Origin of the sequence: Microbacterium sp. E-13, from assembly GCF_049912955.1 — a bacterium.
Lineage (GTDB): Bacteria > Actinomycetota > Actinomycetes > Actinomycetales > Microbacteriaceae > Microbacterium.
Genome location: NZ_CP183973.1, coordinates 2,991,942 through 3,013,667 on the forward strand (window position 1 = coordinate 2,991,942; position 21,726 = coordinate 3,013,667).

A 21,726-nucleotide genomic window follows, 5' to 3' on the forward strand; every position below is an offset into this window, starting at 1 on the left:
TCTCAGCCGTCGAAGTCCTCGGGCTCGACGTCATCCAGGAAGCGCTTGAATTCGTCGAGGCTCTCGGCGGCGTCCGTCTCGGTGAGCACGTCCGGCACGCCGGCCTCGGTGAGCACCTCGTCGGCCACCCAGATGGCCGCGCCCACCCGGGAGGCCAGGGCCACGGCGTCCGACGGCCGGGCGTCGACCACACGGTCGCCGAGGGGGGTCGACAGCGTGATCTCGGCGTAGAAGGTGCCGTCCTCGATGCGCGTGACCTCGACACGGGTCGCGGACGCATCCAGTGCGGTGAGGATCAGGCCCATCAGGTCGTGTGCGAGCGGGCGGGGCACCTCGGCGTTCTCGACGGCGACGAGGATCGAGGTGGCCTCGAGCTGCCCGATCCAGATCGGCAGTACCAGTCCGTCGCCCGGAATCTGGTCGACGGGCTTGAGAAGCAGCACGTGCTGCCCCGAGGCGTCGAGGGCGACACCGGCCACGCGTACCTGGACCATCGCCCCTCCACTCGGCTCGAGCCGGCATCTGCCGGCGCACCTCGACGCTCCCCCGGGGAGCGCTGGTGCCATCGTAGGCACGCCGCAGACGCGCGCACAGGGGGTTGCGTACCCCCAGGACGAGCGGGGGCGACCTCCGGCATTCATTCACCGGAATGGATGCTGCGGGCGTACGGTTGCACTCGACATGCAGCGATTCGGCACCCTCTCGTTCGGACACTACGGCCCGCTCGGCGGCGGACGGCAGCTGACCGCGGCCGACTCGATGCTGCAGGCGATCGACCTCGCCGAAGGGATGGACGAGCTCGGCGTGAACGGCACGTACTTCCGTGTGCACCACTTCGCGCGCCAGCAGTCGTCGCCGATGCCGCTGCTCGCGGCGATCGCCGCGCGCACCGAGCGGATCGAAGTCGGCACCGGCGTGATCGACATGCGCTACGAGAACCCCCTCTACCTCGCCGAGGAAGCGGCCGCGGTCGATCTCATCTCGGGCGGGCGGCTCGCGCTCGGCGTGAGCCGCGGGTCACCCGAGACGGTGGTGCGGGGCTATGAGACCTTCGGCTACACCGGCTCGCAGGACCCGCGAGGCGCCGACCTCGCGCGGGAGCACTTCGACCTGTTCCTGCGCGCGATCGACGGAGAGGGGCTCGCGGAACGCGACCCGTCGAGCCCGTTCGGAGGCGGCACCGGCTTGCAAGGTGTCGAGCCGCTCTCCCCCGGCCTGCGCTCGCGCGTGTGGTGGGGCGCCGGCAACCGTGACAGCGCGGAGTGGGCCGGACGTGTCGGCGTCAACCTCATGTCGTCGACCCTTCTCACCGAAGCCGACGGCACCCCGTTCGACCTCCTGCAGGCGCAGCAGATCGACGCGTTCCGCGCCGCGTGGCGGGAAGCGGGGCACCCGGGCGAGCCGCGGGTGTCGGTCAGCCGCTCCATCTTCCCGATCACGACTGCCGAGGAGCGCATGTACTTCGGCGGCCGCCAGGACGGAGACCAGATCGGCGTGATCGACGGCATGCGCTCGACCTTCGGCAAGACCTACGCCGCCGAGCCCGACGAACTCGTCGAGCAGCTCAAGGAGGACGCGGCGATCGCCTCCGCCGACACGCTCATGCTGACGATCCCGAGCCAGCTCGGCGTGGAGTTCAACCTCCGCGTGGTGGAGTCGTTCGCGAAGTACGTGGCGCCGTCCCTGGGCTGGCGGTCGACCCGCGCCTGACCGCCGCCCCCGAGTCACGGCCTCCGCCCGCGGTGGTCGCCATCCCTCCCGTCAGTGGTCTTGACCGGGCGGTCAGTCAGGCTTACATTCTGATCGACCCCCGATCGGGAGCCATGGATCTCGGAAGGAGGAGATCGAATGAAGAAGTGGACTCGCTGGGAGGACTGGGTCGCCGCGGGCATCGGCCTCGTGGTTGCTCTGTCGGCGCTTCTCATGCCGGCGATGGGCGCCTCGATGGCCTGGATGCTGACGCTCGGAGTCCTGCTGATCGCCGCGGGCGTCCTGAACCTCGCGATGCCGGGCATGGTCGCGATGGAGTACGTGCAGCTCGCGCTGGGCGCTCTGCTGTTCGTCGCTCCGTGGCTGGGCGGCTATGCCGACATGCAGTACGGCGGCGCGTGGATCAGCTGGATCGGCGGAGCGGTCGCGGTGGTCGTCGCGGCACTGGCCGTCCGGCCCGCCATGCACATGCACGACCGCGCCGTACCGCACTGAGCCGCGACCACAGACGGGGGCGCCGGACATCGCCGGCGCCCCCGCCGAACGCCCGAGGATTCGACATGAACCGCAGCGGGGAGAGCCGCACGCTCATCCTGGACGCCGCCGAACGCCTGTTCGCGGAGCGGGGATTCGACGCCACGCCGACCGCGGCGATCGCCGAACTCGCCGGCGTTCCCAAGGGGCTGCTCTTCTACTACTTCCCCACCAAACCCGACCTGCTGCGCGCACTGGTCGGCGAGCGCCTCGACCTGGACTCGGTCGACACCTCCGCGCTCGTCGCGAGCGGCGATCCTGCGCGCACGCTCCTGAACGTGACGCGGCGACTCCAGGAGCTCGAAGAGGAATCGGCCGTTCGCCGCGTCATCGTGTGGCGTGAGCACCGCACCCATCCGGAGGTCCGGGCGCGACTGAGGGACTATCGCAGGCAGCTGCAGGCGCTCGTCGAGCGCGTGCTGCGAGCGAGCATCCTCCACCCGATCGCCGCGCGTCGCGTTCGCGTGGCCGCGGCGGCCTGGGTGGCGATCATCACCACGCCGGCACTGCCCGACGCCCCCGCCGACGACGGCCGCGCGATCGCGGAGCCGGGAGAGGGCGCCGTCGTGGTGGAGGAGGCCGACGACCTCCCGGCGCTCGCCGATCTCATCTCAGCCGGGCTTCGTGCACCGGTCGCCTGACAGGCGCCTCGCCACTCGAGCATCCGGCGCGTACGCCGGCGCCGGCCCGCGGCGGGCATCCGCGATTCTCGTCGGCGATGCGGCGGGATAGAGTATCGAGACGGGCAACCGCGCACTCGCCTGCGCGCGGACGCAGGGGAGAGAGAACGTTGGGCGAGCTGCTGACGCTCGAGTCGCGGGACGTCGGGGACGTCGAGGAGACCTGGCACCGATTCGTGCCGTCGGCCGTGCTGCAGCGCGTTGATCCGCGCACTTTCGGCTTCTCATGGACCTCGGCTTCGCTGCCGGGCTTCTCGATCGTGCGCTATCAGCTCGTCGCGTCGGTGCAGGCCTCCATCCATCCGGAGGACCAGCTGATGGCGTGCCGGGTGGCCTCGCGCGGCGCGTGGATCGGCACCCCGCGGGGCGACCTCAACGCCGGCATGCCGTGGGTCGCCCTCGATGGGCCGACGACGGCGCGCTGGCAGGAGAAGGCGGATGTGCGGGCGTTCATCTTCGACCGCGCTCTCGCCGAGGAGGACGCGCGTCGCCTGACCGGCGACGACCGCTTCGCGCTTCGGGCGACGACGATCGGTCCCTCGCCCGTCAGCCGGGATGTGGGCTCTCACTGGGAGCGCGTCTTCCAGCACGCGGCAGGTTCCCTCTTCGCGCCGACCCAGCCCGATTCGGCGATCATCGAGGCCGAGCTGCGCCGGCACGCGCTCCACACCACACTCGCTGCCTTCTCCCCTGCCTTCCGGCGGGCGCTGGAGCGGACCGCCCAGCGGCGAGCCGCTCCTCGCAGCGTGCGCCGGGCGATCGCCTACATGGAGGAGCACGCGCACGAGGCGATCACCATCGACGATGTCGCCGCCGCCGCAGGGATCTCCACCCGGGGGCTGCAGTACGCATTCCGTCGCTCGCTCGACCACACGCCGATGGAGTACCTGCGCCGGCAGCGGCTGGCTGGCGCGCACGCCGAGATGGAGGTGGGCACGCGCGCGCCGATCGCCGAGATCGCACGTCGCTGGGGCTTCGCCAGCGCCTCGCGCTTCGCCAAGCACTATCGCGAGGCATACGGGCGCACTCCCCGCCAGACGCTGCGGGGCGACTGACGCCGCTTCGTTTTCCGGACGCCGCTTTCGCGCCGCGGTCCAGTTCGCCTCGGCCGGGAGCGACCCGACGCACAGTCGATCCATGCGGGCACGCTGCACGCAGAGGGGGAGCTGTGGGCAGGTTCATCTACGAGGGCACGATTCGCGCAGAGTTCGACGACCGGGTGCTGTCGCACCTGCAGGTGGCGGTCGGAACCAAACTCCGCCGCAACGAGCCCTTCTTCTTCACGTGGCACGGCGACGTCACCACGGGCGGCGGTCGCACGACCGTCTGGGTGCACTCCGGCGCGAGCCTCGTCTTCGGGTACTTCGGAGGTCGTGCGCCGAAGATCAACCGCACGTGGCTCGAGGCGCTGATGCGCACCGCGAACTCCCCCGGTGGCCTGCAGGTGGTGCCCGAGCCCCCCGATGACAACGAGGCTGAGCAGCTGGGGTGAATCGACCCGCATCGGCTCACGAAAGGGCGACGGGCGCGGGTAGACTCCGGGCGAGCCGAGGCGATGGAGGCGAAGCGGATGGACAGCACCGACCTGGCCGACCTGATCGACGAGCTGACCGCGAAGGCGCGCGACGCCTCGAGCGGCCGAGCCGCGCGCACGATCCGCGGCGGCCACGAGAACGCGCTCCGCGAGACCGTCATCGCCCTCCGCGCCGGCCACGAGCTCGCCGAGCACGAGAGTCCGCACGAGGCCACGCTGCAGGTGCTGCGCGGGCGCGTGCGCCTGATCGCGGGCGCCGACATCTGGAACGGGGCATCCGGCGACCACCTCACCGTGCCCGCGCGGCGGCACAGTCTCGAAGCGGTCGAGGACTCGGTCGTGCTTCTGACCGTGTCCAACGACGTGCCCTGAGCCGTCCCGCCGGGCCGGGCGGTCAGCGGTCGAGCGTCGCGGCCACCGCCGCCAGCGCCGCGCCGGTCAGGCGCTGCGTGGTCCACTCGCTCATGGGCTCGGCCCCGATCGCGCGGTAGAAGCCGATGGACGGCTCGTTCCAGTCGAGCACCGTCCATTCGAACCTCGAGTAGCCGCGCTCGACGCACACCGCGGCGAGCGCGGCCAGCAGCGCCTTGCCGTAGCCGGAGGCGCGGTGGGCCTCGTCGACGAAGAGATCCTCCAGCCAGATGCCGTGGCGACCCGTCCACGTGGAGTAGGTGACGAACCAGATGGCGATTCCGACGATCTCGCCCGCGCGCTCGACGACGTGCGCGAACACCTGGGGCTCCGCACCGAAGAGGGATGCCTCGAGCGCTTCGACCGTGTTCTCGACGGCATCGGGCTCCCGCTCGTAGACGGCGAGGCCATGGATGCAGCGAAGGATCCCGGGTTCGTCTCCGGGCCGGGCCTCACGAAGGGTCGCGCCGTCGGCGAGCATACGAGGATTCACGTCGTCGAGCGTACCCAGGCGGAGGCGGACGCCGCGTCGCCGACGCAGGCCGGCTCACCGCAGGCCCGTGACCGTGACCCCGAGCCATTCCGCCAGATCGGTGATCTCGGCGTTCACCATCTCCCTCTCCTCGGGATCGAACGGGAGCAACTCGTGCACCGCGTTGATCCGCAGCAGCTCCCGCTCGCGGTCCACTTCGGCGTCCAGCATCCCGACGAAGCGGTCCCCGATCAGGATGGGGTGCGCGAAGAAGCCGTACCGGCGCTGCGCCTTCGGCTTGAACTGCTCGAGCACGTACGTGAACTCGAAGAGGTCCTCGAGCCGCCGGCGATCGAACAGCAGGCTGCCGTACGGATTGAGGAACGCGACGCGTCCGCCGATGTCTTCGTCGTCGACCGCCGCGAGCGCCTCGGGGTCGACACGGTACGCCACCGTGCTGCCCTCGACGACGGCGGGCTCGCCGGTGTCTTTCCCGACGCCGCTCCAGAAGCGGTGCGGTCTCGCGATGCCCGCGGCCTGCAGACGCCGTTCGGCGAGCAGCCGCGACGCCTCCTCCTCGTCGTACTCGGGGAGGTCGTTCGGGTATACGCGCTCCGCGAGGTCCCAGCGGCGATGCCGCCCTTCTCGGCCGGTGATCGCGACCTCGCCCTGGCGCAGCAGGAAGTCGAGCATGTGCGGCACCTGGTTGGAGCCCGACCACCCGTCCGGGGCACGGCTGACCTGCGCCGTGTCGGGGATGTCGGCGGCCAGGAGCGGACCCTCGGCCCGAAGTCGCGCCAGCACGTCGGCACGGAAAGCGGCGTTCGCCTGGAGCCACTGCCGGCTGCTCTCTCGCTGCGGCCAGCGGCGCATGCCGGGAAGCATGAGCGGGAGAAGGCTCATCGGCCGGAAGGCGCCGTCGAACTCGAACAGCAACCGATCGTCCTCGACGACTTTGCGCAGCTGCCCCGGCTCGTACGACCAGCCGATGCGCGACCACAGCACCGTGTGCTCGCATGGCGCGATCGTCGCGGTCGGGTCGATCTTCACGTAGCCCAGCTGCTCTGCGACTTCGACGACGTCGCCCGGCCGGTCGGCATCCAGGAGCTGCGCGCGCACGACCAGCCGCCGCGCCTGGTCGCGGGCGAGCTGATGAGCCGTCACCCGCCCCACGCTAGCCGCGCCGACCTGCCGACCGACACCCGGCAGGGCGGTTAGCATCCGCGCCCGGCGGTCGCAATCCCCCCGCGCGGCGCGGGCTCGCTTCGTATCGTGCCGGAAGCGGCCACCGCGACGGGTGGCCCCTGCGACGGAAGGGAAGAGGCGGGCGATGGTGCGATTCGGATACACCCTCATGGGAGAGCAGAGCGGTCCCCGGGAGCTGGTGCGCTATGCGCAGGCGGCCGAGGACGCCGGGTTCGACTTCGAGGTGTCGAGCGACCACTACTCCCCCTGGCTCGTGAGCCAGGGCCACTCACCGTACGCCTGGACCGTACTCGGCGCCGTGGCGCATGCCACCTCTCGCGTCGAGCTCATGACCTACGTCACGTGTCCCACCATGCGGTACCACCCGGCCGTCGTGGCGCAGAAGGCCGCGACCCTCCAGATCCTGAGCGAGGGCCGGTTCGTGCTGGGCCTCGGTTCGGGTGAGAGCCTCAACGAGCATGTCGTGGGCCAGGGCTGGCCGAACGTCGATGTCCGTCAGGACCGGCTCGTCGAGGCGATCGAGATCATCCGGGAGTTGCACTCCGGCGAGCTGCTCACCTACGTCGGCGAACACTTCCGGGTGGACTCCGCCCGGATCTGGGACGTGCCCGACACGCAGGTCGAGATCGGGGTCGCCGTGTCGGGCCCCGAGTCGATCGGCTCGTTCGCGCCGCTGGCAGACCACATGATCGCCGTCGAGCCGCAGGCCGAACTGGTCGAGCAGTGGGACGAGGCGCGCAGCGCCGACGCGGGACCGGGCACCGGCAAAGGCTCGCGCAAGATCGGGCAGGTGCCGGTGTCGTGGGATCCTGACGAAGAGACCGCCATCCAGCGCGCGCACGACCAGTTCCGCTGGTTCGGCGGCGGGTGGCCGGTCAACGCCGATCTCACGACGCCGGCGGGATTCGAGGCGGCCAGCAAGTTCGTGCGCCCCGAAGACGTCGCGTCCTCCATCGCCTGCGGACCCGACCTCGACGCGATCGCGGAGAGCGTGAGGCCGTACCTGGAGGCGGGATTCACCGACGTGGCGCTCGTGCAGATCGGCGACGAGGCGCAGGACCGCTTCCTCGCCGAGGCGGCCGGCCCCCTCCTGGAGAAGCTCCGGGCCCTCGGCTGACGATCGCGCAGGCGGGGAGGCGGGGAGGCGGGGGGTGTCAAACGGCCGGGCCGAATCGACATGCCAGCGCCGGTTCGCACCCGCAACGTGCGATCCAGCCCGCCCGTTTCACCACCAGCGCCGGCAACGGCGGCCCAGACCGGCGTGACGAACTACGCTCGGGTCATGGCGACGCAGCCGGCACCCGGATGGTACGACGACGGCACCGGCAAACAGCGCTGGTGGGACGGCTCCCGCTGGACCGAGCAGTACATCGACCTGCGCGAGCCCGACACGCAGCTGCGCACAGACGCCGGGCCCGCTGTCGCCGCCCCCGCACAGCCCGGCTGGTACGACGACCAGCGCGGCCGCACGCGGTGGTGGGACGGCCGTCGCTGGACGAGCCAGGTGCGCTACAGCGGTCAGGAGCAGGACTTCGCCGGTGTGGTCGTCGACGGCCGATGGATCCATTTCGCCGACCTGAGCCAGCCGGTGAGCGAGGTGCAGGCCTCGGTCGACTCCGGCGATGCCCTGCTGCGGCGCCCGGCCTTCACGCGGGCGGCGGTGGAGCGGCGGATGTTCGGTCCGGCGGGCCCGATCACCCCGCGTACCCTCAACCGCACGATCCACCGGATGGTGCCCCACCTCGTCATCGGCGGGCCCCAGGTGTGGGTCACGCCGTTCCCGCCCGAGCGGGACGCCGAGGCGCGGCGGTTCGTGAGCTGGGTCAACACGAGCGCGCAGCACTACCGCTACCGCTGAACGACATCCCCCGCTGCCAGCTCACGGCCGGGAGGTCGCCTCGGATTCGTCGAATCCCGGGAGCACGAGCGGCACCTCGCGTCTGTCGTCCCAGGGCTCGGCCCAGCCCAGTCGCTCGAACAGCGCGTCGAGCACCAGGCCGGTGAAGCCCCACACCAGGTGCTCACCCGTCGCATGCGGGACGAGGAACGCCGGGCTGCGGAACTCCTGCCCGCCGCGCCGCACGACCGTCGCTCCGCGCTTCGCGGGGTCCAGGAGATCCGCCACCGGAGCACGGAAGACGTCGGCTGATTCCGCTTCGTCCACGACTCGAACGGGGGACGGATGCCGCCACCAGGCGAGCACGGGCGTCACAAGGTGCCGTGAGAACGCCAGCGGGATCTGCGGCAGGGCCCCGAGCACCTCGACGCCGGCGGGGTCGAGTCCGGTCTCCTCCCGCGCTTCGCGGAGCGCCGCGCCGACCGCGCTGTCGTCGCCCGGGTCGATGCGTCCGCCGGGGAATCCGACCTGACCGGGATGCGCCCGGAGCGTGGCCGCGCGCGCCAGCAGCAGCACATCGAGGTCGCGTGAGACGGCCCGGGCCTGCGCCGCGTGATCGCTCGGCAGCCCGTCGAGCACGCCGAAGAGCATGAGCACGGCCGCGTGCCGAGGGTCCTGCGACGACGGGAGGTTCAGCAGCGGCCCCGCGTCCGCCGCTGCGGCGAGCGCTGCGAGCTGTGAGCGGGCGCCGACGGTGCCCTCGGGCACCCCCTCGCCATGAAGCGGAGTCGTCGGCCGTGGCATCCGTTCAGGCTACTCGCGTGGCTTGACCGCCGGTCGGCCCTGGGGCTACGTTCGGCCGCGTGGCGCATCGCGCCGCCGGGGCCGGCCGCTGCGCTCCGAGCTGCGTCGCTGGGGAGCCGCATGATCACCGCCGACGACCTTCGCGCCCTCCACGCCTTCGCCGCAGCGCCCGAGGAGGCCCTGAGGTACCTGGCGAGCGCCGTCGAGGACATCCGCCTCGTTCCCGGCGAGTACTTCGCACACGAGGGTGACGACCGCGCCCTGTTCATCGTGGTCGAGGGTCTCGCCGAGATCACGAAGGTCGTCAACGGCGAGGAGCGGGTGATCGGCACCCGCACACCCGGCCGGTTCTTCGGCGAGGTGCCGATGACCTTGAGCACGCCCTTCCCGGCGAGCGGCCGCGCCGCCGGGCCGACGCGCGTCCTGAAGCTCGAGCCGTCGGCGTACTACACGCTCGCAGCCCTCGCACCGTCGGTGCCCGAGCTGGTCGCGGGCCTCGCGCGGCGTTACCTCGACTCGCTGCAGACCATGGCTGCGGAGAAGCGCGAACCCGGCGTGCGACTGATCCACCCACCGCGGAGCGCCCGCGCGCACCGTGCGATCGGGTTCCTCACCCGCAACCAGGTCGATTTCGACGCGGCGACGACCGATGCGGCGCCGGATGATCCGCAGTATCCCGTCGTCGAACTGGCCGACGGCCGGATGCTCCGCAACCCGGCGATGCGCGAGCTGGCCGAAGCGGTCGGGCTGGACGTCGCGCCGGCGGCGGACCACTACGACGTCACCATCCTCGGCGCGGGGCCCGCCGGCCTCACGGCCGCTGTCAACGCGGCGGCCGAGGGGCTCCGCACTCTCGTCGTCGAGACTTTCGCGCCGGGCGGCCAGGCGGGAACGTCGACGCGTATCGAGAACTACACCGGCTTCCCGTTCGGCATCTCGGGCGACGACCTCGCCCGGCGGGCGTTCACGCAGGCCAAGCGCCTGGGAGCCGAGATCGTCGTGACGCGCACGGTCGAGACGCTCGACACGACGACGCGCACGCTGTCGCTCGACGGCGGCGATGCCGTGCGCGCCGACGTGGTGATCCTCGCGACGGGCGTGGTGTGGCGGACCCTCCCCGTCGAGGGCGTGGATCGGTTCCTGGGCAGCGGCGTGTATTACGGCGCGGCGCGCAGCGACTCGGCGGTCGCGCAAGGCGCCGACGTCTGCATCATCGGTGCCGGCAACTCGGCCGGTCAGGCCGCGCTGTTCTTCAGCCGCCACGCGCGGTCGATCACCCTGCTGGTGCGGGGCGAGTCGCTCGAGGCGAGCATGTCGCGCTACCTCATCGATCAGATCTCAGCGATCCCCTCGATCCGCGTCGAGACGCGCACGGAAGTCGTGGCGCTCCACGGCGGCGACACCCTCCAGTCCGCCGACATCGCCGATCGGCGCGCCGGCAGCGTCGAACGCCGTGACGTCGATGTGCTGTTCGTCATGATCGGCGCGGACGCCGAGACGGCCTGGCTGCCTCCCCAGATCGCCCGCGATGCCCGGGGATTCGTCCTGACGGGGGCGGACGCCGCGGACTCGGGCACATGGCCCGAGACGCGGCGTCCGTTCGCCCTCGAGACGACCGTGCCGGGCGTGTTCGCGATCGGCGACGTGCGGTCGGGGTCGGTTAAGCGGGTGGTGGCCGGGGTCGGGGAGGGCGGCGCGGCGATCGCTTTCACCCACCAGTACCTGGCGCTCGGCCGGTCCGGCTGAGCGTCGCTCTCAGGCGCGCTCGGGGTGCCGGCGACGGGCGGGCCGCACGACCGCACGGCCGAGTGCGAACACGAGCGTGCCGGCGAGCAGCCACGGCCCGACCACGATGATCGGGTCCAGCCACATGTGCTTGAGGTCGGCGCGTCCGCGGCCGAACCGCGATGAGATGGGCTTGTGCCCGCGCTCACCGAGGATGCCGGACTGCGTGATCGGATCGTCGGGCCGCAGTGAGACGAGCGACTTCACATGCGCGGTCGTCGAGTCGATGCGGTCACCCAGGACCAGCAGCAGCCAGTGGGCGGCCTGCCCCTCGCTGTAGGTGTCGTAGGAGTAGCGTCTCACCGCCCCGGCGAGGCCCCTCAAGGGCTGGGCGGTGCCGAATACCGGTGGGAGGCGAGTGTGCTCCACGGACTTCTCCCGGCGACCCGAGTGGGGCTGCTGTTCGGGGATATCCCAGTGCGCGCCCGTCGGTATCCCGGGTTGCTCTCGCGGGAACGCGGGGCGGTCGGCGGGATCCAGGTCGGCACCCCAGCCGGGGATGCGGGATCGCAACTCGTCGGCGCTCGGAGCCAGGCGTGGCTTGTCAGCGGTGTACGGCATGTCGTCCTCCGTGGTGATCGTCAGGCCGCCGGCAGGATGACCGGCTTGATGATGTCGTCGAGCTTCGACGAGAAGATGTGGTAGCCCTCCGCGATGTGGTCGAGAGGGATGCGGTGCGTGATGAGCTCGCTCGGCCGGAGGTGGCCGGCGCGGATGTGCTCGAACAGCCGGGGCCACTGCCGCTTGACGGGCGCCTGGTTCATCCGCAGCGTGAGGCCCTTGTTCATCGCGTCACCGAACTTCACCGCACTGAACAACGGCCCGTACGCGCCCACGACCGACACCGTGCCGCCCTTGCGCACGGAGTCGATCGCCCAGTTGAGGGCGACCGGCGAGCCGCCCTGCATCTTGAGCTTCGCCGCCGTCACGTGCTGGAGCACGTGCCCGTCGGCCTCGGCGCCGACGGCGTCGATGACGACGTCCGCGCCCAGGCCGTCGGTCATGTGCTTCAGCTCCCGGACGATGTCCCCCACCTGCGAGAACGCGACCGTCTCGGCGAACGCGAACTCCTGCGCCTTTCGCAGGCGGTACCCCAGGTGGTCGACCACGATGACGCGGCCGGCGCCCATCAGCCAGCACGATCGCGCGGCGGCAAGGCCCACCGGACCAGCGCCGAAGACCACGGCCGTGTCACCCTCCACGATGTCGGCCAGCTGCGCGCCGAAGTAGCCCGTCGAGAACGCGTCGGTGAGCAGCAGGGCGTCTTCGTCGGGGATGTCGTCGGGGACGACCGCGGGCCCGACGTCTGCAAGGGGCACGCGCACCAACTCGGCCTGGGCCCCGTCGTAACCGCCGGTGGAGTGCGAATACCCGTAGATGCCGCCGATGGCGGTGGCATTCGGATTGACGTTGTGGCAGTTCGAGAAGAGGCCCCGCGCGCAGAAGAAGCACGAGCCGCAGTAGATGTTGAACGGCACCATCACGCGGTCGCCGACCTTGAGGTTCTGCACCGAGCCGCCGACCTGCTCGACGCGGCCGATGAACTCGTGTCCGAACGTATGGCCGATGCGGGTATCGGGCATCATGCCGTGGTACAGGTGCAGGTCGGAGCCGCAGATCGCGGCGAGCTCCACTCGCACGACCGCGTCATTGGGATGCTCGATCTTGGGATCGGGCTTGTTCTCGACGCGGACCTTGTACGGTCCGCGATACGTCATCGCCTTCATGCGCGCCTCCCGGTGTTCCGGCCACCTTGCGCGCCGCGAGGGAGACCACTCAGGGGGTTGCGCTTCCGCGTTCGATCTGGAAGACACGCGCGCGCAGGTCCGCCCGGGACGTCAGCCCCGGAAGTAGGCCTCCGCCACCCGCGCGAGGTCCCAGAGGTCGCTCACTCCCGCGAGCTCCCGCGCGGAGTGCATCGAGAGGATGGGGATGCCGACATCCACCGTGCGGATCCCGAGCCGGGTCGCCGTGATGGGCCCGATCGTCGATCCGCAGGGCACGGAGTTGTGGGAGACGAACTCCTGGCCGGTGACGCCTGCCGCGGCGCACCAGCCGCTCCAGGCGGCGGCACCGGCGGCATCCGTCGCGTAGCGCTGGTTCGCGTTGATCTTGAGGATCGGCCCCGACCCGAGCACCGGCTGCACGACGGGGTCGTGCTTCTCGGCATAGTTGGGGTGCACCGAGTGCCCCACATCGCTCGAGACGCACCACGAGGCGGCCAGAGCGCGCAGCTGCTCCTCGCGGTCGGCGCCGAGCGACAGCCACAGGCGCTCGAGCACGTCGGCCAGGAAGGGCCCGGCGGCGCCGGAGCGGGTGCCCGATCCGACTTCCTCGTGGTCGAAGACCGCGAGCATCGCGATGTGATCGCCGTCATGATCGTCTGCCGCGCGTTCCAGCGCGACGACTCCCGCGTGCACCGACGCGAGATCGTCGAGGCGTCCGGCGGCGAAGAACACGCCGTCGCGGCCGAAGGTCGCACCGCGCGCCGCGTCGGCGGTGACCACGTCGTAGCCCCGGATGCGGGCCGCGTCGATGCCCGCCTCGCGGGCGAGCTCGCCCAGGATGTCCGCGGACTCGGTCTCGCCGAGGCCCCACACCGGCTGGGTATGGGCCTGCTTGTCGAGGGCGAGCCGGTCGTTCGCCTCGCGGTCGAGGTGGATCGCGAGCTGCGGCAGTCGCAGCAGGGGGCCGGTGGCGGCGAGCACACTCGACCCGTCGTCGAGCACCAGGCGCCCCGCGAGACGCAGCTCCCTGTCGAGCCAGGAGTTCAGGAGGGGCCCTCCATAGATCTCGACGCCGGCCTGGAGCCATCCCAGCCGTCCGGTGGTCGGCTTCGGCTTGAGCTTGAATCCGGGCGAATCGCTGTGCGCACCGAAGATCCGCACACCGCTCGCGACGCGCGGGGTCGACGGCACCGCCCAGGCGATCGCCGCACCGTCGCGCACCACGACGAACTTCCCGCCCGCCGGCGCAGGCCACCCCTCCGACTCGTCGAGGCGGATGAATCCCGCCTCTTCCAGCCGGCGCGCGACCTCGGCGGCGGCGTGAAAACTCGAGGGCGAAGACGCCACGAAGTCGGCGAGATCGTCGGCGTGCGCCACCGCCCCCGTGGCGCTGGATGGGCTGGATGACGGCACGGGAGGGCCTCCTCGAATGGCGGTGTACGGTGCTCCGATCGTAGTTGCGGGCCACGCCCGGCCTTCTCCGGGAACCGGATCTGAGCCCGCGATCTGGCCTTTTCGGACATTTCGCTCACATGTAACGTTCAGGTAACGCACTGGGACTATCCAGAAACGACGGCCAGACTCTGGGACTTGTGTCCGCCCGAACGGTCACGACGCGCCGCCCGACGGCGCATTTCGCTGATACGGAACCCGGTTTTATATGCGCTCCCATACGTCTCTGCCCGCCCGCCGCACACTCCGGCAGGCCGAACGCCGCCACCGCCGCCGTCCCGTCCTCCTGGTCGCAAGCCTTGCGATCGGCGTTCTGGCGACCGCGGGTTTCACCACGGCGGCACCCGCTTCGCAGGCTGAGGCATCCGGTCGCATCTCCGACTTCGCACTGGCTTCTTACACGACATCGCCCGTCGTGACCGCCGCCGAAGCCGCACCGCCGACCTCGGTCGACGAGGCCGTGTCCGACGCGCAGTCCGCCGTCGACGCCGCGGCGACCGTGGCGTCCGACATCGCCGCCTCCGGCCTCGATGTCGGCACGACCGAGACCACTGTCGACACCTCCGAGCTCGAAGCCGCGGTCGACCAGCTCGAGCGCGCACAGGCGCTGCCCGACATGTATTCGGCCCCCTTCACGGACGCCGTGACGACGCTCGCAGCGTCGGTGAGCGAGCAGGCCCAGGGTCTGCGTGGAAAGCTCGACGCGGCCATCGCCGAGAAGGCCCGCAAGGAGGCCGAGGAGAAGGCCCGCAGGGAGGCCGAGGAGAAGGCACGCCAGGAGGCGGAGGCCGCCGCGGCCGCCGCCGCCGCGGCCAAGCAGCAGTCGTCGTCCGCGCGCTCGAACTCGGGCTCGTCGGCGCCGCGACCCAACTATGCCACCGGCGGCGCCGTCGGCGGCACCAGCCCGGCCGACGCCCAGGCGACCGCTCGCTCGATGCTCGCCGGCTACGGGTGGGGCGACGACCAGTTCGGCTGCCTCGTGTCGCTGTGGAACAAGGAGTCGGGCTGGAACTACCAGGCCTACAACCGCTCGAGCGGCGCTTACGGCATTCCGCAGGCACTCCCCGGGAGCAAGATGGGCAGCGCCGGCGCCGACTGGCAGAGCAACCCGGCGACGCAGATCGCCTGGGGCCTGGGGTACATCTCCGGCCGCTACGGGAGCCCGTGCGGCGCATGGGGCCACTCCCAGTCGACCGGCTGGTACTGATCGACTTCCGGGCGCGGCCGCCTCACAGGCGACCCATAACGCGCGCCTGACGGTTCCGGAGAGGGCACGTCCGCACAGGACGTGCCCTCTTCCGTGTCTCCGCTGGAGATGACACTCGAGGGGCGCACACACAGCGATGGTCCCGGTGGGTAGCCCTCCCACCGGGACCATCTGCGCGTTCACGGGAGTCTGTACAGTGACCCGAACACCGAAGCTCGACCGCTTCGCGCTGAACTGCGTTTCATTGCTCTGCAAGCCTAGGTCGAGGCATCCGTGCATCGCTTCCCATTGACACACCGAGGCGCGACTGCTAATCGTCCTGGCAGTCCGTGAGGAGTCTCGCTCTCTTGCGCCTGAGCACCCGCACCGAGTCAAGACCCTTCTTCCGAGGCCCCGGTCGCGCTGAGATCGAGGCGTGACCGATGCCCCGCGCATATCCGTCGTCATCCCCGTCAAGGACGACGACACCGAGCTCGTCCGGTGCCTGCGGGCGCTGGCGGCGCAGACGCGCGCGCCGGACGAGGTCATCGTCGTCGACAACGGATCGGCGGATGCCTCAGCCGGCGTCGCGCGAGCACTCGGCGCGCGCGTGGTGCGGTGCGAGGCGCCCGGCATCCCGGCCGCGAGCGCCGCCGGGTACGACGCGGCGACGGGCGACATCGTGCTGCGGCTCGACGCCGACTGCGTGCCCGGCGACGGCTGGGTCAGCGCCATGGCCGACGCGTTCGCGGCCCGGCCCGATGTCGCGGCCTTCACGGGAGGCGCGCACTTCGTCGACGGGCCGCGCGCACTGCGCGCGCCCCTTGCCGCCCTCTATCTCGGCGCCTACGCGGCCGTGATGACGGTGACCCTGGGTCACCTGCCGCTGTTCGGCTCGAACCTCGGCATGCGCGGCGACGCGTGGCGGAGCATCCGCTCGTCCGTCCATCGAGACGACCCCCGACTGCACGACGACATGGACCTGTCGTTCCATCTCGGCGAGCGCCGGCGCATACGATACCTCCCGCGCGCCGACATGGGGATCTCCATGCGGCCGTTCGCGAACGGCGGCTCGTTCGCCCGCCGGGTCTCCCGCGGCGCACGGACGGTGCTGATCCACTTCCCCCACGACTTCCCGCCGGTGCGCTGGAACCGGCGGCTGCTGCGCGCGGCACGCCGCATCGCGCGCACGAACACGCCCCGCGGGTGCTTCCGCGGCGTCACGACCTCCCGTTAGGCTGGCGCGCACCGCGAAGGCCGCCCAGCCGTCGCACCTTGGCGGCAGGACGGAGCCGACCTCAGATGACAGCCACCGCGCCCGTCCCCGACGCCGCCCCGCAGACCGACCGCCGGCCGCGCCGCGTTCCGTGGTGGGCGTGCGTGCTCATCGGGATCGGCGGGGCGATCACCGGGCTGCTCCCGTGGGTGGTCACCGGGATGCGTCTTCCCCTTCAGAACCTCTGGGCGACCGAGACCGCGCCGGACGCCATGCCGCTGGCACTCCTGCCCTTCTCGCAGTACTCGCTCACGCTCCTCTTCGGGCTGATCGTGGTGGGGTCGGCGGCAGCGGGGATCGCCGCTCGCGCGGTCGACGACCGGCTGCCCCGGGGCGGATTCCTCCTCGTGATGCTCGGTCTGCTCGCCGCGCAGGCCGTCGCCGTCGTCCAGCCTGCGCTGGTGCTTCGCGACAACCTGCAGGAGCGCACCGCATCGACGCTCTACCTCGGCGGTCTCCTTGCCGTCTGCGTCGTGTCGGTCCTGATCGGCCTCGTGACCCTTCTGCTCATCGCCCGCGCGCCGCGGGCGGGTGCACTGCTGGGACTCACCGTCGGCGCCATCGCCGCCGGTGCGTGGCTCGGCGGGTTCTTCCAGCCGCTGCTGGTCGCCGGCTCGGACGTCGCCTCGACCATCGCGGGGCTCCTTCCCTGGGCCGCTCCGGTGCTGGTGGGCATCGCGATCGCCTGGACGGGCCTCAACACGGTCGGTCGCGTCATCGCCGCGCTGATCAGCCTCGGGCTGCTGTGGGTCGCGCCGGCGGCGATGACCGCCGTCTCCAGTGCCGCCGGCTCGCGCGTGCTCGCGCGCGATCCCCTGGCGATGATGGATTACGCGATCGCCGTGTTCCAGATGGCGCTGTTCACCCCTGAGATCGCGCTGCGGCCGATCATCGCGGCCGTCGTCGTGGCGGTCGTGGGTCTCGTCGTCCGCTGGTCGATCCGTGCCGCGCGTCGCCGCCGGGCGAGCGCACCCGGCGAACCGGTCGTTCCCCAGCCCGCGTCACCCGCCACCCCGACGGAGACGACCGCCCCGGAATGACGGATGCCGCGGCCCGCAGCATCCGTCAGCCTCAGCGCTGCGAGGCGCGCGCCGGCCGCAGCCACAGCACCGCGAGCAGCAGGGCGGCGGCGATCAGCGCGAGCACGGCGAGGGCGACGCCGTCCCAGCCGACCGAGGCGAACACCAGGCCGAGCGCCCACCCGAAGAGGCTCGAGCCGCCGTAGTAGCCCAGGTAGTACAGCGACGACGCCTGGGCTCGCGCGTCGCGGGCGGCCGCCACCGGTGCCCACCCCGACGCGACCGCGTGCGCGGCGAAGAACCCGGCGGTGAAGACGAGCAGCCCCGCCAGGATCACGACGACCGCCGGGACGAGCGTCAAGCCCGCCCCCGCCGCCATCACGAGGCTCGACAGCAGCAGGACCGGGAAGCGCCCGAACCGCGAGGCGAGCGATCCGGCCACCGGTGAGGCGACCGTGCCGGCGAGGTAGGCGAGGAACAGCAGGCTCACGGCCCAGTGCGGCATCGAGTACGGAGGCTCGGCGAGCGCGAACCCGAGGTAGTTGTAGAGGGCGACGAAGCCGCCCATGAGGAGGAAGCCCTGGGCGTAGAGGGCGAGCTGCCGCCGCGAGCGCAGGTTGACGGCGAGGCGGTGCCGCAGCGACGGTCCCCGGTCGGGCCGGTGGCGCAGGGCGACGAAGCCGCGGGCCTTCGGCACCAGCAGCAGGAAGGCGACGGCCGACGTCCCGCACACGATCGCCACCGCCAGCACGCCCACCTCCCAGCCGGCGAAGTCGCCGACCGGGCCGGCGATGATCCGCCCGGCCAGGCCGCCGATCGTCGTGCCGGCGATGTAGCTGCCCGCGGCGGCGGCCGTGTGCGAGGCATCCACCTCCTCACTGAGGTAGGCGAGCGCGATCGCCGGAACCGCTCCGAGACCCACCCCCTCGAGCAGCCGGAGCGCGAGGAGGATGCCGATGTCGGGGCTGAACGGCGCCACGAGCCCGAACACCGTGGCGGCGATGATGCCGACCGTCATCGCGGGTACGCGTCCGACGCGGTCTGCCGCAGCCGACCAGGGGATCACCGTTGCGGCGAGGCCCAGCGTCGTCGCCGACACCGTCAACGCCGCGGTGGCCGGTGGCACGTCGAACTCGGCCGCGATGAGCGGCAGCACGGCCTGCGGAGAGTAGAGCTGGGCGAAGGTGGCGACGCCGGCGAAGAAGAGCCCCGCGATCAGCCGGCGGTACGCGCGCTCACCGGGCAGGTGCCCTGTGAATCCGGATGCCGACATCGGCCTCCACGCTACCCCGGCGCTTCCCCCGGCTCCGGCCGTCTCAGGACACGCGGCCGTCCCCCGGCCGCGCGACGCGCAGCCAGCGGTATCCGTAGCCGGGCACCTCGATCTCGACCCGGCCCTTCTCGTCGAGATCGACGTGGTCCGAACCCAGCAGGTCGACCAGACGGGTCCCTTCCGGCTCGTCGGGGAGTGCGAAGCGAGTCGTGGCGGGCACTTCGTCGAAGTTGTGGATCGCGACCATCCGGCCGACATCGGCGCGGATCGAATGCGCGAGGATGTGCGCCACCGGCTGTTCGAACGCCTCGAATGCGCCCCAGCCGAGCTCGGGCGAGATGCGGTAGCGCGACGCGAGATCGCGGAAGAAGTGCAGCAGCGACCCGCGGTCCTCGATCTGGTCGGCGACGTTGACGTGCTCGGGCGCATAGCCGTCGCCCGGGGGCCGGGCGACGAGCCGCGAGGGCGCGGCCTGCGAGAAGCCCCCGTTGCGGTCACCCGTCCACTGCATCGGGGTGCGCACCGCGCTGCGGCCCTGCACCTCGGTGTTCTCGCCCATGCCGATCTCCTCGCCGTAGAACAACACCGGCGTGCCGGGAAGGGTGAACATCAGGCTGTACGCCATGCGGATGCGCCGCGGATCGCCGAGCATCGGAGGCAGCCGACGCGTGATGCCGCGTCCGTAGACGCGCTGGCGCTCGTCCGGTGCGAAGGCGTCGAAGACCTCCTCCCGCTCCTCGTCGGACAGCTTGTCGAGCGTCAGCTCGTCGTGGTTGCGGAGGAAGTTGGCCCACTGCACATCGTCGGGCAGTGGCGGACGCGACATCAACGCCTCGACGAGCGGCGCGGGGTCTCTGCGGGCCAGCGAGAGGTAGAAGGCCTGCATGCCGATGAAGTCGAACTGCATCGACAGCTCGTTCACCTCCGCGCCCCCGAAGTACTGCACCTGCTGGTCGTAGGGCAGGTTGACTTCGCCGAGCAGGATGGCCTCGCTCGAGCGGCGCTGCAAGAACCGCCGGAAGTCGCGCAGCAGCTCATGCGGGTCGGGGATGTCGGCTCCCGGTGGCATCTCGAGGAAGAAAGGGACCGCGTCCACACGGAACCCCGAGACGCCGAGCTCGAGCCAGAACCCGATCACCCGCGCGAGCTCGTCGCGCACCGCGGGATTGGCGATGTTCAGGTCGGGCTGGTGCTCGTAGAAGCTGTGCTGGTACCACTGCCCCGACGCCTCGTCCTTGGTCCAGATGCCCTTCGCCTCGCCGGGGAAGACGGTGTTCTTCTGTCCCTTGGGCGGTGGGTCGTCGCGCCACACGTAATAGTCGCGGTAGGGCGAGTTCACGCTCCGCTTCGCCTTCAGGAACCACGGATGCCGGTCGGAGGTGTGGTTCACGACGAGGTCCACGATCACCCGCATGCCACGGTCGCGAGCGGTCCGGACCACCTCGACGAACTCCCCGTGATTGCCGAGCCGCGGGTCGACGCCGTAGAAGTCGGTGATGTCGTACCCGTCATCGCGATCGGGTGTGGGGTAGAACGGCATGAGCCACAGGCAGGTCACGCCCAGCTGGGCGAGATAGTCGATGCGCTGGGCGAGACCCTGCATGTCCCCGGTGCCGTCGCCGTCGGCGTCCATGTACGTCTCGACGTCGAGGCAGTAGATGATGGCGGTCTTCCACCACAGGTCGCTCGTGTCGGTGATCTTCATCGTGCCTCCTTGAGGCGGGGAAGGATGACGGATGCCGCGGCATCCAGGAAATCGCCCTGCTCGCGGCCGACGTGATGGACGTAGACGCGGTCGAAGCCGATGCGCGCGAGATCCGCGATCCGCTCGGCGAGCGCGACCGGATCCTCGTCGACGAGCACCGCCTGCCGGAGCTTCGCCTCGTCGACCTCGCCCACCGCGGCATCGAAGTCCTCGGGCTGCTCGAGGTCCCACGCCAGCGGAGGCGGCACCAGGCCGTTGCGCCACTGGTCCTCCGCGATCGCGTAGGCCGCGGCATCCGTCTCCGCGAAGCTGACGTGCACCTGCAGCACGCACGGACCCGCGCCTCCGCCGGAGCGATAGGCGTCGACCACGCGCTCGAGCGTCTCCGGCGCCTGCGCCACGGTGGCCAGGCCCTCCGCCCATGAGGCAGCCCAGCCGGCGGTCTCGGCGCTCACCGCGGTGGCCAGCAGCGGCGGCGGCTGCACCGGCCTGCTCCAGACGCGGGCGCGGTGCACGCGCACACGTCCGTCGTGCGAGACCTCCTCCCCCGCGAGCAGGCGGCGGATCACATCGACGCTCTCGGCGAGGCGCTCGTTGCGCACGTGCTTGGGCGGCCACGGGTCTGCGGTGACGTGCTCGTTCATCGCCTCACCGCTGCCGAGCGCAGCCCAGAAGCGGCCCGGGAACATCTCCTCCAGGGTGGCGAACGCCTGCGCCACGACGACGGGATGGTACCGCTGACCCGGTGCGTTGACCATCCCGATGGAGAAGTCCGTCCGCGCCAGCGCGGCGCCCAGCCAGCTCAGCGCGAAGCCCGACTCCCCCTGCCGCGGGTTCCAGGGCGCCAGATGGTCGGAGCACATCGCGCCGTCGAAGCCCGCCGCCTCCGCCCGCTGCACGGCGATCAGCAGCTCGCTCGGAGGGATCTGCTCATGGGACGCGTGAAAGCCTATGAACGTCATCCCGCGATTCTTCCGAGAGGGCCGGCAGATCGGGAGGCCCTTGAGATCCGCCCCGCCGTTGGGTACGAGGCGAGAGTCGAAGGGCCGCACGAGTCGCGGCATCCTCTTCGCGTCGAGCAACGACCTGACGACGCAGTTCGTGTATTCGTCCGA

General features: G+C 71.2%; 22 protein-coding genes. 12 read left to right on the top strand and 10 right to left on the bottom strand.

Annotation, left to right across the window (positions count from 1 at the left end; genetic code table 11):
- Positions 1-2: 2 nt before the first annotated feature.
- Positions 3-494 carry a bifunctional nuclease family protein gene (locus ACN9MP_RS13805; RefSeq protein ID WP_426321046.1) on the bottom strand — a complete coding sequence of 164 codons (492 nt, stop codon included), beginning with the start codon at positions 492-494 and terminating at the stop codon, positions 3-5.
- A gap of 187 nt (positions 495-681) precedes the next feature.
- Between ACN9MP_RS13805 and ACN9MP_RS13810 the strand changes: the two genes are divergently transcribed.
- The 6 genes from ACN9MP_RS13810 (at position 682) to ACN9MP_RS13835 (ending at position 4,830) form a co-directional block, all read left to right on the top strand.
- Positions 682-1,710 carry an LLM class flavin-dependent oxidoreductase gene (locus ACN9MP_RS13810; RefSeq protein WP_426321048.1) on the top strand — a complete coding sequence of 343 codons (1,029 nt, stop codon included), beginning with the start codon at positions 682-684 and terminating at the stop codon, positions 1,708-1,710.
- A gap of 138 nt (positions 1,711-1,848) precedes the next feature.
- Positions 1,849-2,205, top strand: coding sequence for an SPW repeat domain-containing protein (locus ACN9MP_RS13815; protein ID WP_426321049.1), 357 nt, complete (start codon positions 1,849-1,851; stop codon positions 2,203-2,205).
- A gap of 65 nt (positions 2,206-2,270) precedes the next feature.
- Complete coding sequence (locus ACN9MP_RS13820; protein ID WP_426321051.1) at positions 2,271-2,885, top strand: TetR/AcrR family transcriptional regulator; 615 nt, start codon at positions 2,271-2,273, stop codon at positions 2,883-2,885.
- A 149-nt stretch (positions 2,886-3,034) separates the two neighbouring features.
- Entirely contained in the window at positions 3,035-3,979 is a 945-nt protein-coding gene (locus tag ACN9MP_RS13825) for a helix-turn-helix domain-containing protein (RefSeq protein ID WP_426321052.1), read from the top strand.
- A 113-nt stretch (positions 3,980-4,092) separates the two neighbouring features.
- Positions 4,093-4,416: an ATP-dependent DNA ligase gene (locus ACN9MP_RS13830; protein WP_426321054.1), complete on the top strand. Its 324-nt coding sequence runs from the start codon at positions 4,093-4,095 to the stop codon at positions 4,414-4,416.
- A 78-nt stretch (positions 4,417-4,494) separates the two neighbouring features.
- Positions 4,495-4,830, top strand: coding sequence for a cupin domain-containing protein (locus ACN9MP_RS13835; RefSeq protein ID WP_426321056.1), 336 nt, complete (start codon positions 4,495-4,497; stop codon positions 4,828-4,830).
- Positions 4,831-4,852: 22 nt separating this feature from the next.
- Here the strand turns inward: ACN9MP_RS13835 and ACN9MP_RS13840 are convergent, their stop codons facing one another.
- Together ACN9MP_RS13840 and ACN9MP_RS13845 are read right to left on the bottom strand one after the other, a co-directional pair.
- The gene (locus ACN9MP_RS13840) at positions 4,853-5,350 is read right to left on the bottom strand and encodes a GNAT family N-acetyltransferase (protein ID WP_426326043.1); all 498 of its coding nucleotides are present in this window, start codon (positions 5,348-5,350) and stop codon (positions 4,853-4,855) included.
- A gap of 66 nt (positions 5,351-5,416) precedes the next feature.
- Positions 5,417-6,505, bottom strand: coding sequence for a DNA glycosylase AlkZ-like family protein (locus tag ACN9MP_RS13845; protein ID WP_426321058.1), 1,089 nt, complete (start codon positions 6,503-6,505; stop codon positions 5,417-5,419).
- Positions 6,506-6,671: 166 nt separating this feature from the next.
- On the opposite strand from ACN9MP_RS13845, the gene ACN9MP_RS13850 reads away from it, so the two are divergent.
- Together ACN9MP_RS13850 and ACN9MP_RS13855 are read left to right on the top strand one after the other, a co-directional pair.
- On the top strand, positions 6,672-7,664 hold the full coding sequence (locus ACN9MP_RS13850; protein ID WP_426321060.1) for an LLM class F420-dependent oxidoreductase: 993 nt from the start codon (positions 6,672-6,674) through the stop codon (positions 7,662-7,664).
- Positions 7,665-7,829: 165 nt separating this feature from the next.
- On the top strand, positions 7,830-8,405 hold the full coding sequence (locus ACN9MP_RS13855; protein WP_426321062.1) for a DUF2510 domain-containing protein: 576 nt from the start codon (positions 7,830-7,832) through the stop codon (positions 8,403-8,405).
- Positions 8,406-8,426: 21 nt separating this feature from the next.
- Here ACN9MP_RS13855 and ACN9MP_RS13860 read toward each other — a convergent pair whose 3' ends face one another.
- The gene (locus ACN9MP_RS13860; RefSeq protein WP_426321064.1) at positions 8,427-9,188 is read right to left on the bottom strand and encodes an NUDIX hydrolase; all 762 of its coding nucleotides are present in this window, start codon (positions 9,186-9,188) and stop codon (positions 8,427-8,429) included.
- Between the two features lie 120 nt (positions 9,189-9,308).
- Here ACN9MP_RS13860 and ACN9MP_RS13865 point away from each other — a divergent pair, with 120 nt between their 5' ends.
- Entirely contained in the window at positions 9,309-10,934 is a 1,626-nt protein-coding gene (locus ACN9MP_RS13865; protein WP_426321066.1) for an FAD-dependent oxidoreductase, read from the top strand.
- A 9-nt stretch (positions 10,935-10,943) separates the two neighbouring features.
- Here the strand turns inward: ACN9MP_RS13865 and ACN9MP_RS13870 are convergent, their stop codons facing one another.
- From ACN9MP_RS13870 to ACN9MP_RS13880, 3 genes are all read right to left on the bottom strand, one after another.
- Complete coding sequence (locus ACN9MP_RS13870) at positions 10,944-11,534, bottom strand: hypothetical protein (RefSeq protein ID WP_426321068.1); 591 nt, start codon at positions 11,532-11,534, stop codon at positions 10,944-10,946.
- A 20-nt stretch (positions 11,535-11,554) separates the two neighbouring features.
- Complete coding sequence (locus ACN9MP_RS13875) at positions 11,555-12,700, bottom strand: zinc-dependent alcohol dehydrogenase (protein WP_426321069.1); 1,146 nt, start codon at positions 12,698-12,700, stop codon at positions 11,555-11,557.
- Between the two features lie 111 nt (positions 12,701-12,811).
- Positions 12,812-14,113: a M18 family aminopeptidase gene (locus ACN9MP_RS13880; protein ID WP_426321071.1), complete on the bottom strand. Its 1,302-nt coding sequence runs from the start codon at positions 14,111-14,113 to the stop codon at positions 12,812-12,814.
- Positions 14,114-14,360: 247 nt separating this feature from the next.
- Between ACN9MP_RS13880 and ACN9MP_RS13885 the strand changes: the two genes are divergently transcribed.
- The 3 genes from ACN9MP_RS13885 (at position 14,361) to ACN9MP_RS13895 (ending at position 17,654) form a co-directional block, all read left to right on the top strand.
- Positions 14,361-15,359 (top strand): lytic transglycosylase domain-containing protein, encoded by a 999-nt coding sequence (locus tag ACN9MP_RS13885; protein WP_426321073.1) that lies wholly within the window; start codon positions 14,361-14,363, stop codon positions 15,357-15,359.
- Between the two features lie 415 nt (positions 15,360-15,774).
- Positions 15,775-16,575, top strand: a complete 801-nt coding sequence (locus tag ACN9MP_RS13890) for a glycosyltransferase family A protein (protein WP_426321075.1) — start codon at positions 15,775-15,777, stop codon at positions 16,573-16,575.
- Positions 16,576-16,640: 65 nt separating this feature from the next.
- Positions 16,641-17,654 carry a hypothetical protein gene (locus ACN9MP_RS13895; RefSeq protein WP_426321077.1) on the top strand — a complete coding sequence of 338 codons (1,014 nt, stop codon included), beginning with the start codon at positions 16,641-16,643 and terminating at the stop codon, positions 17,652-17,654.
- A 31-nt stretch (positions 17,655-17,685) separates the two neighbouring features.
- Here ACN9MP_RS13895 and ACN9MP_RS13900 read toward each other — a convergent pair whose 3' ends face one another.
- The 3 genes from ACN9MP_RS13900 to ACN9MP_RS13910 are packed head-to-tail and all read right to left on the bottom strand — an operon-like array spanning position 17,686 to position 21,573.
- Positions 17,686-18,906 carry an MFS transporter gene (locus tag ACN9MP_RS13900; RefSeq protein WP_426321079.1) on the bottom strand — a complete coding sequence of 407 codons (1,221 nt, stop codon included), beginning with the start codon at positions 18,904-18,906 and terminating at the stop codon, positions 17,686-17,688.
- Between the two features lie 43 nt (positions 18,907-18,949).
- Positions 18,950-20,611, bottom strand: a complete 1,662-nt coding sequence (locus tag ACN9MP_RS13905; protein WP_426321081.1) for an alpha-amylase family protein — start codon at positions 20,609-20,611, stop codon at positions 18,950-18,952.
- A complete protein-coding gene (locus ACN9MP_RS13910; protein ID WP_426321083.1) occupies positions 20,608-21,573 on the bottom strand; it encodes a TIGR03885 family FMN-dependent LLM class oxidoreductase in 966 nt (321 codons plus the stop codon). Before ACN9MP_RS13910 ends, ACN9MP_RS13905 begins: the two co-directional genes overlap by 4 nt.
- Positions 21,574-21,726: the final 153 nt, after the last annotated feature.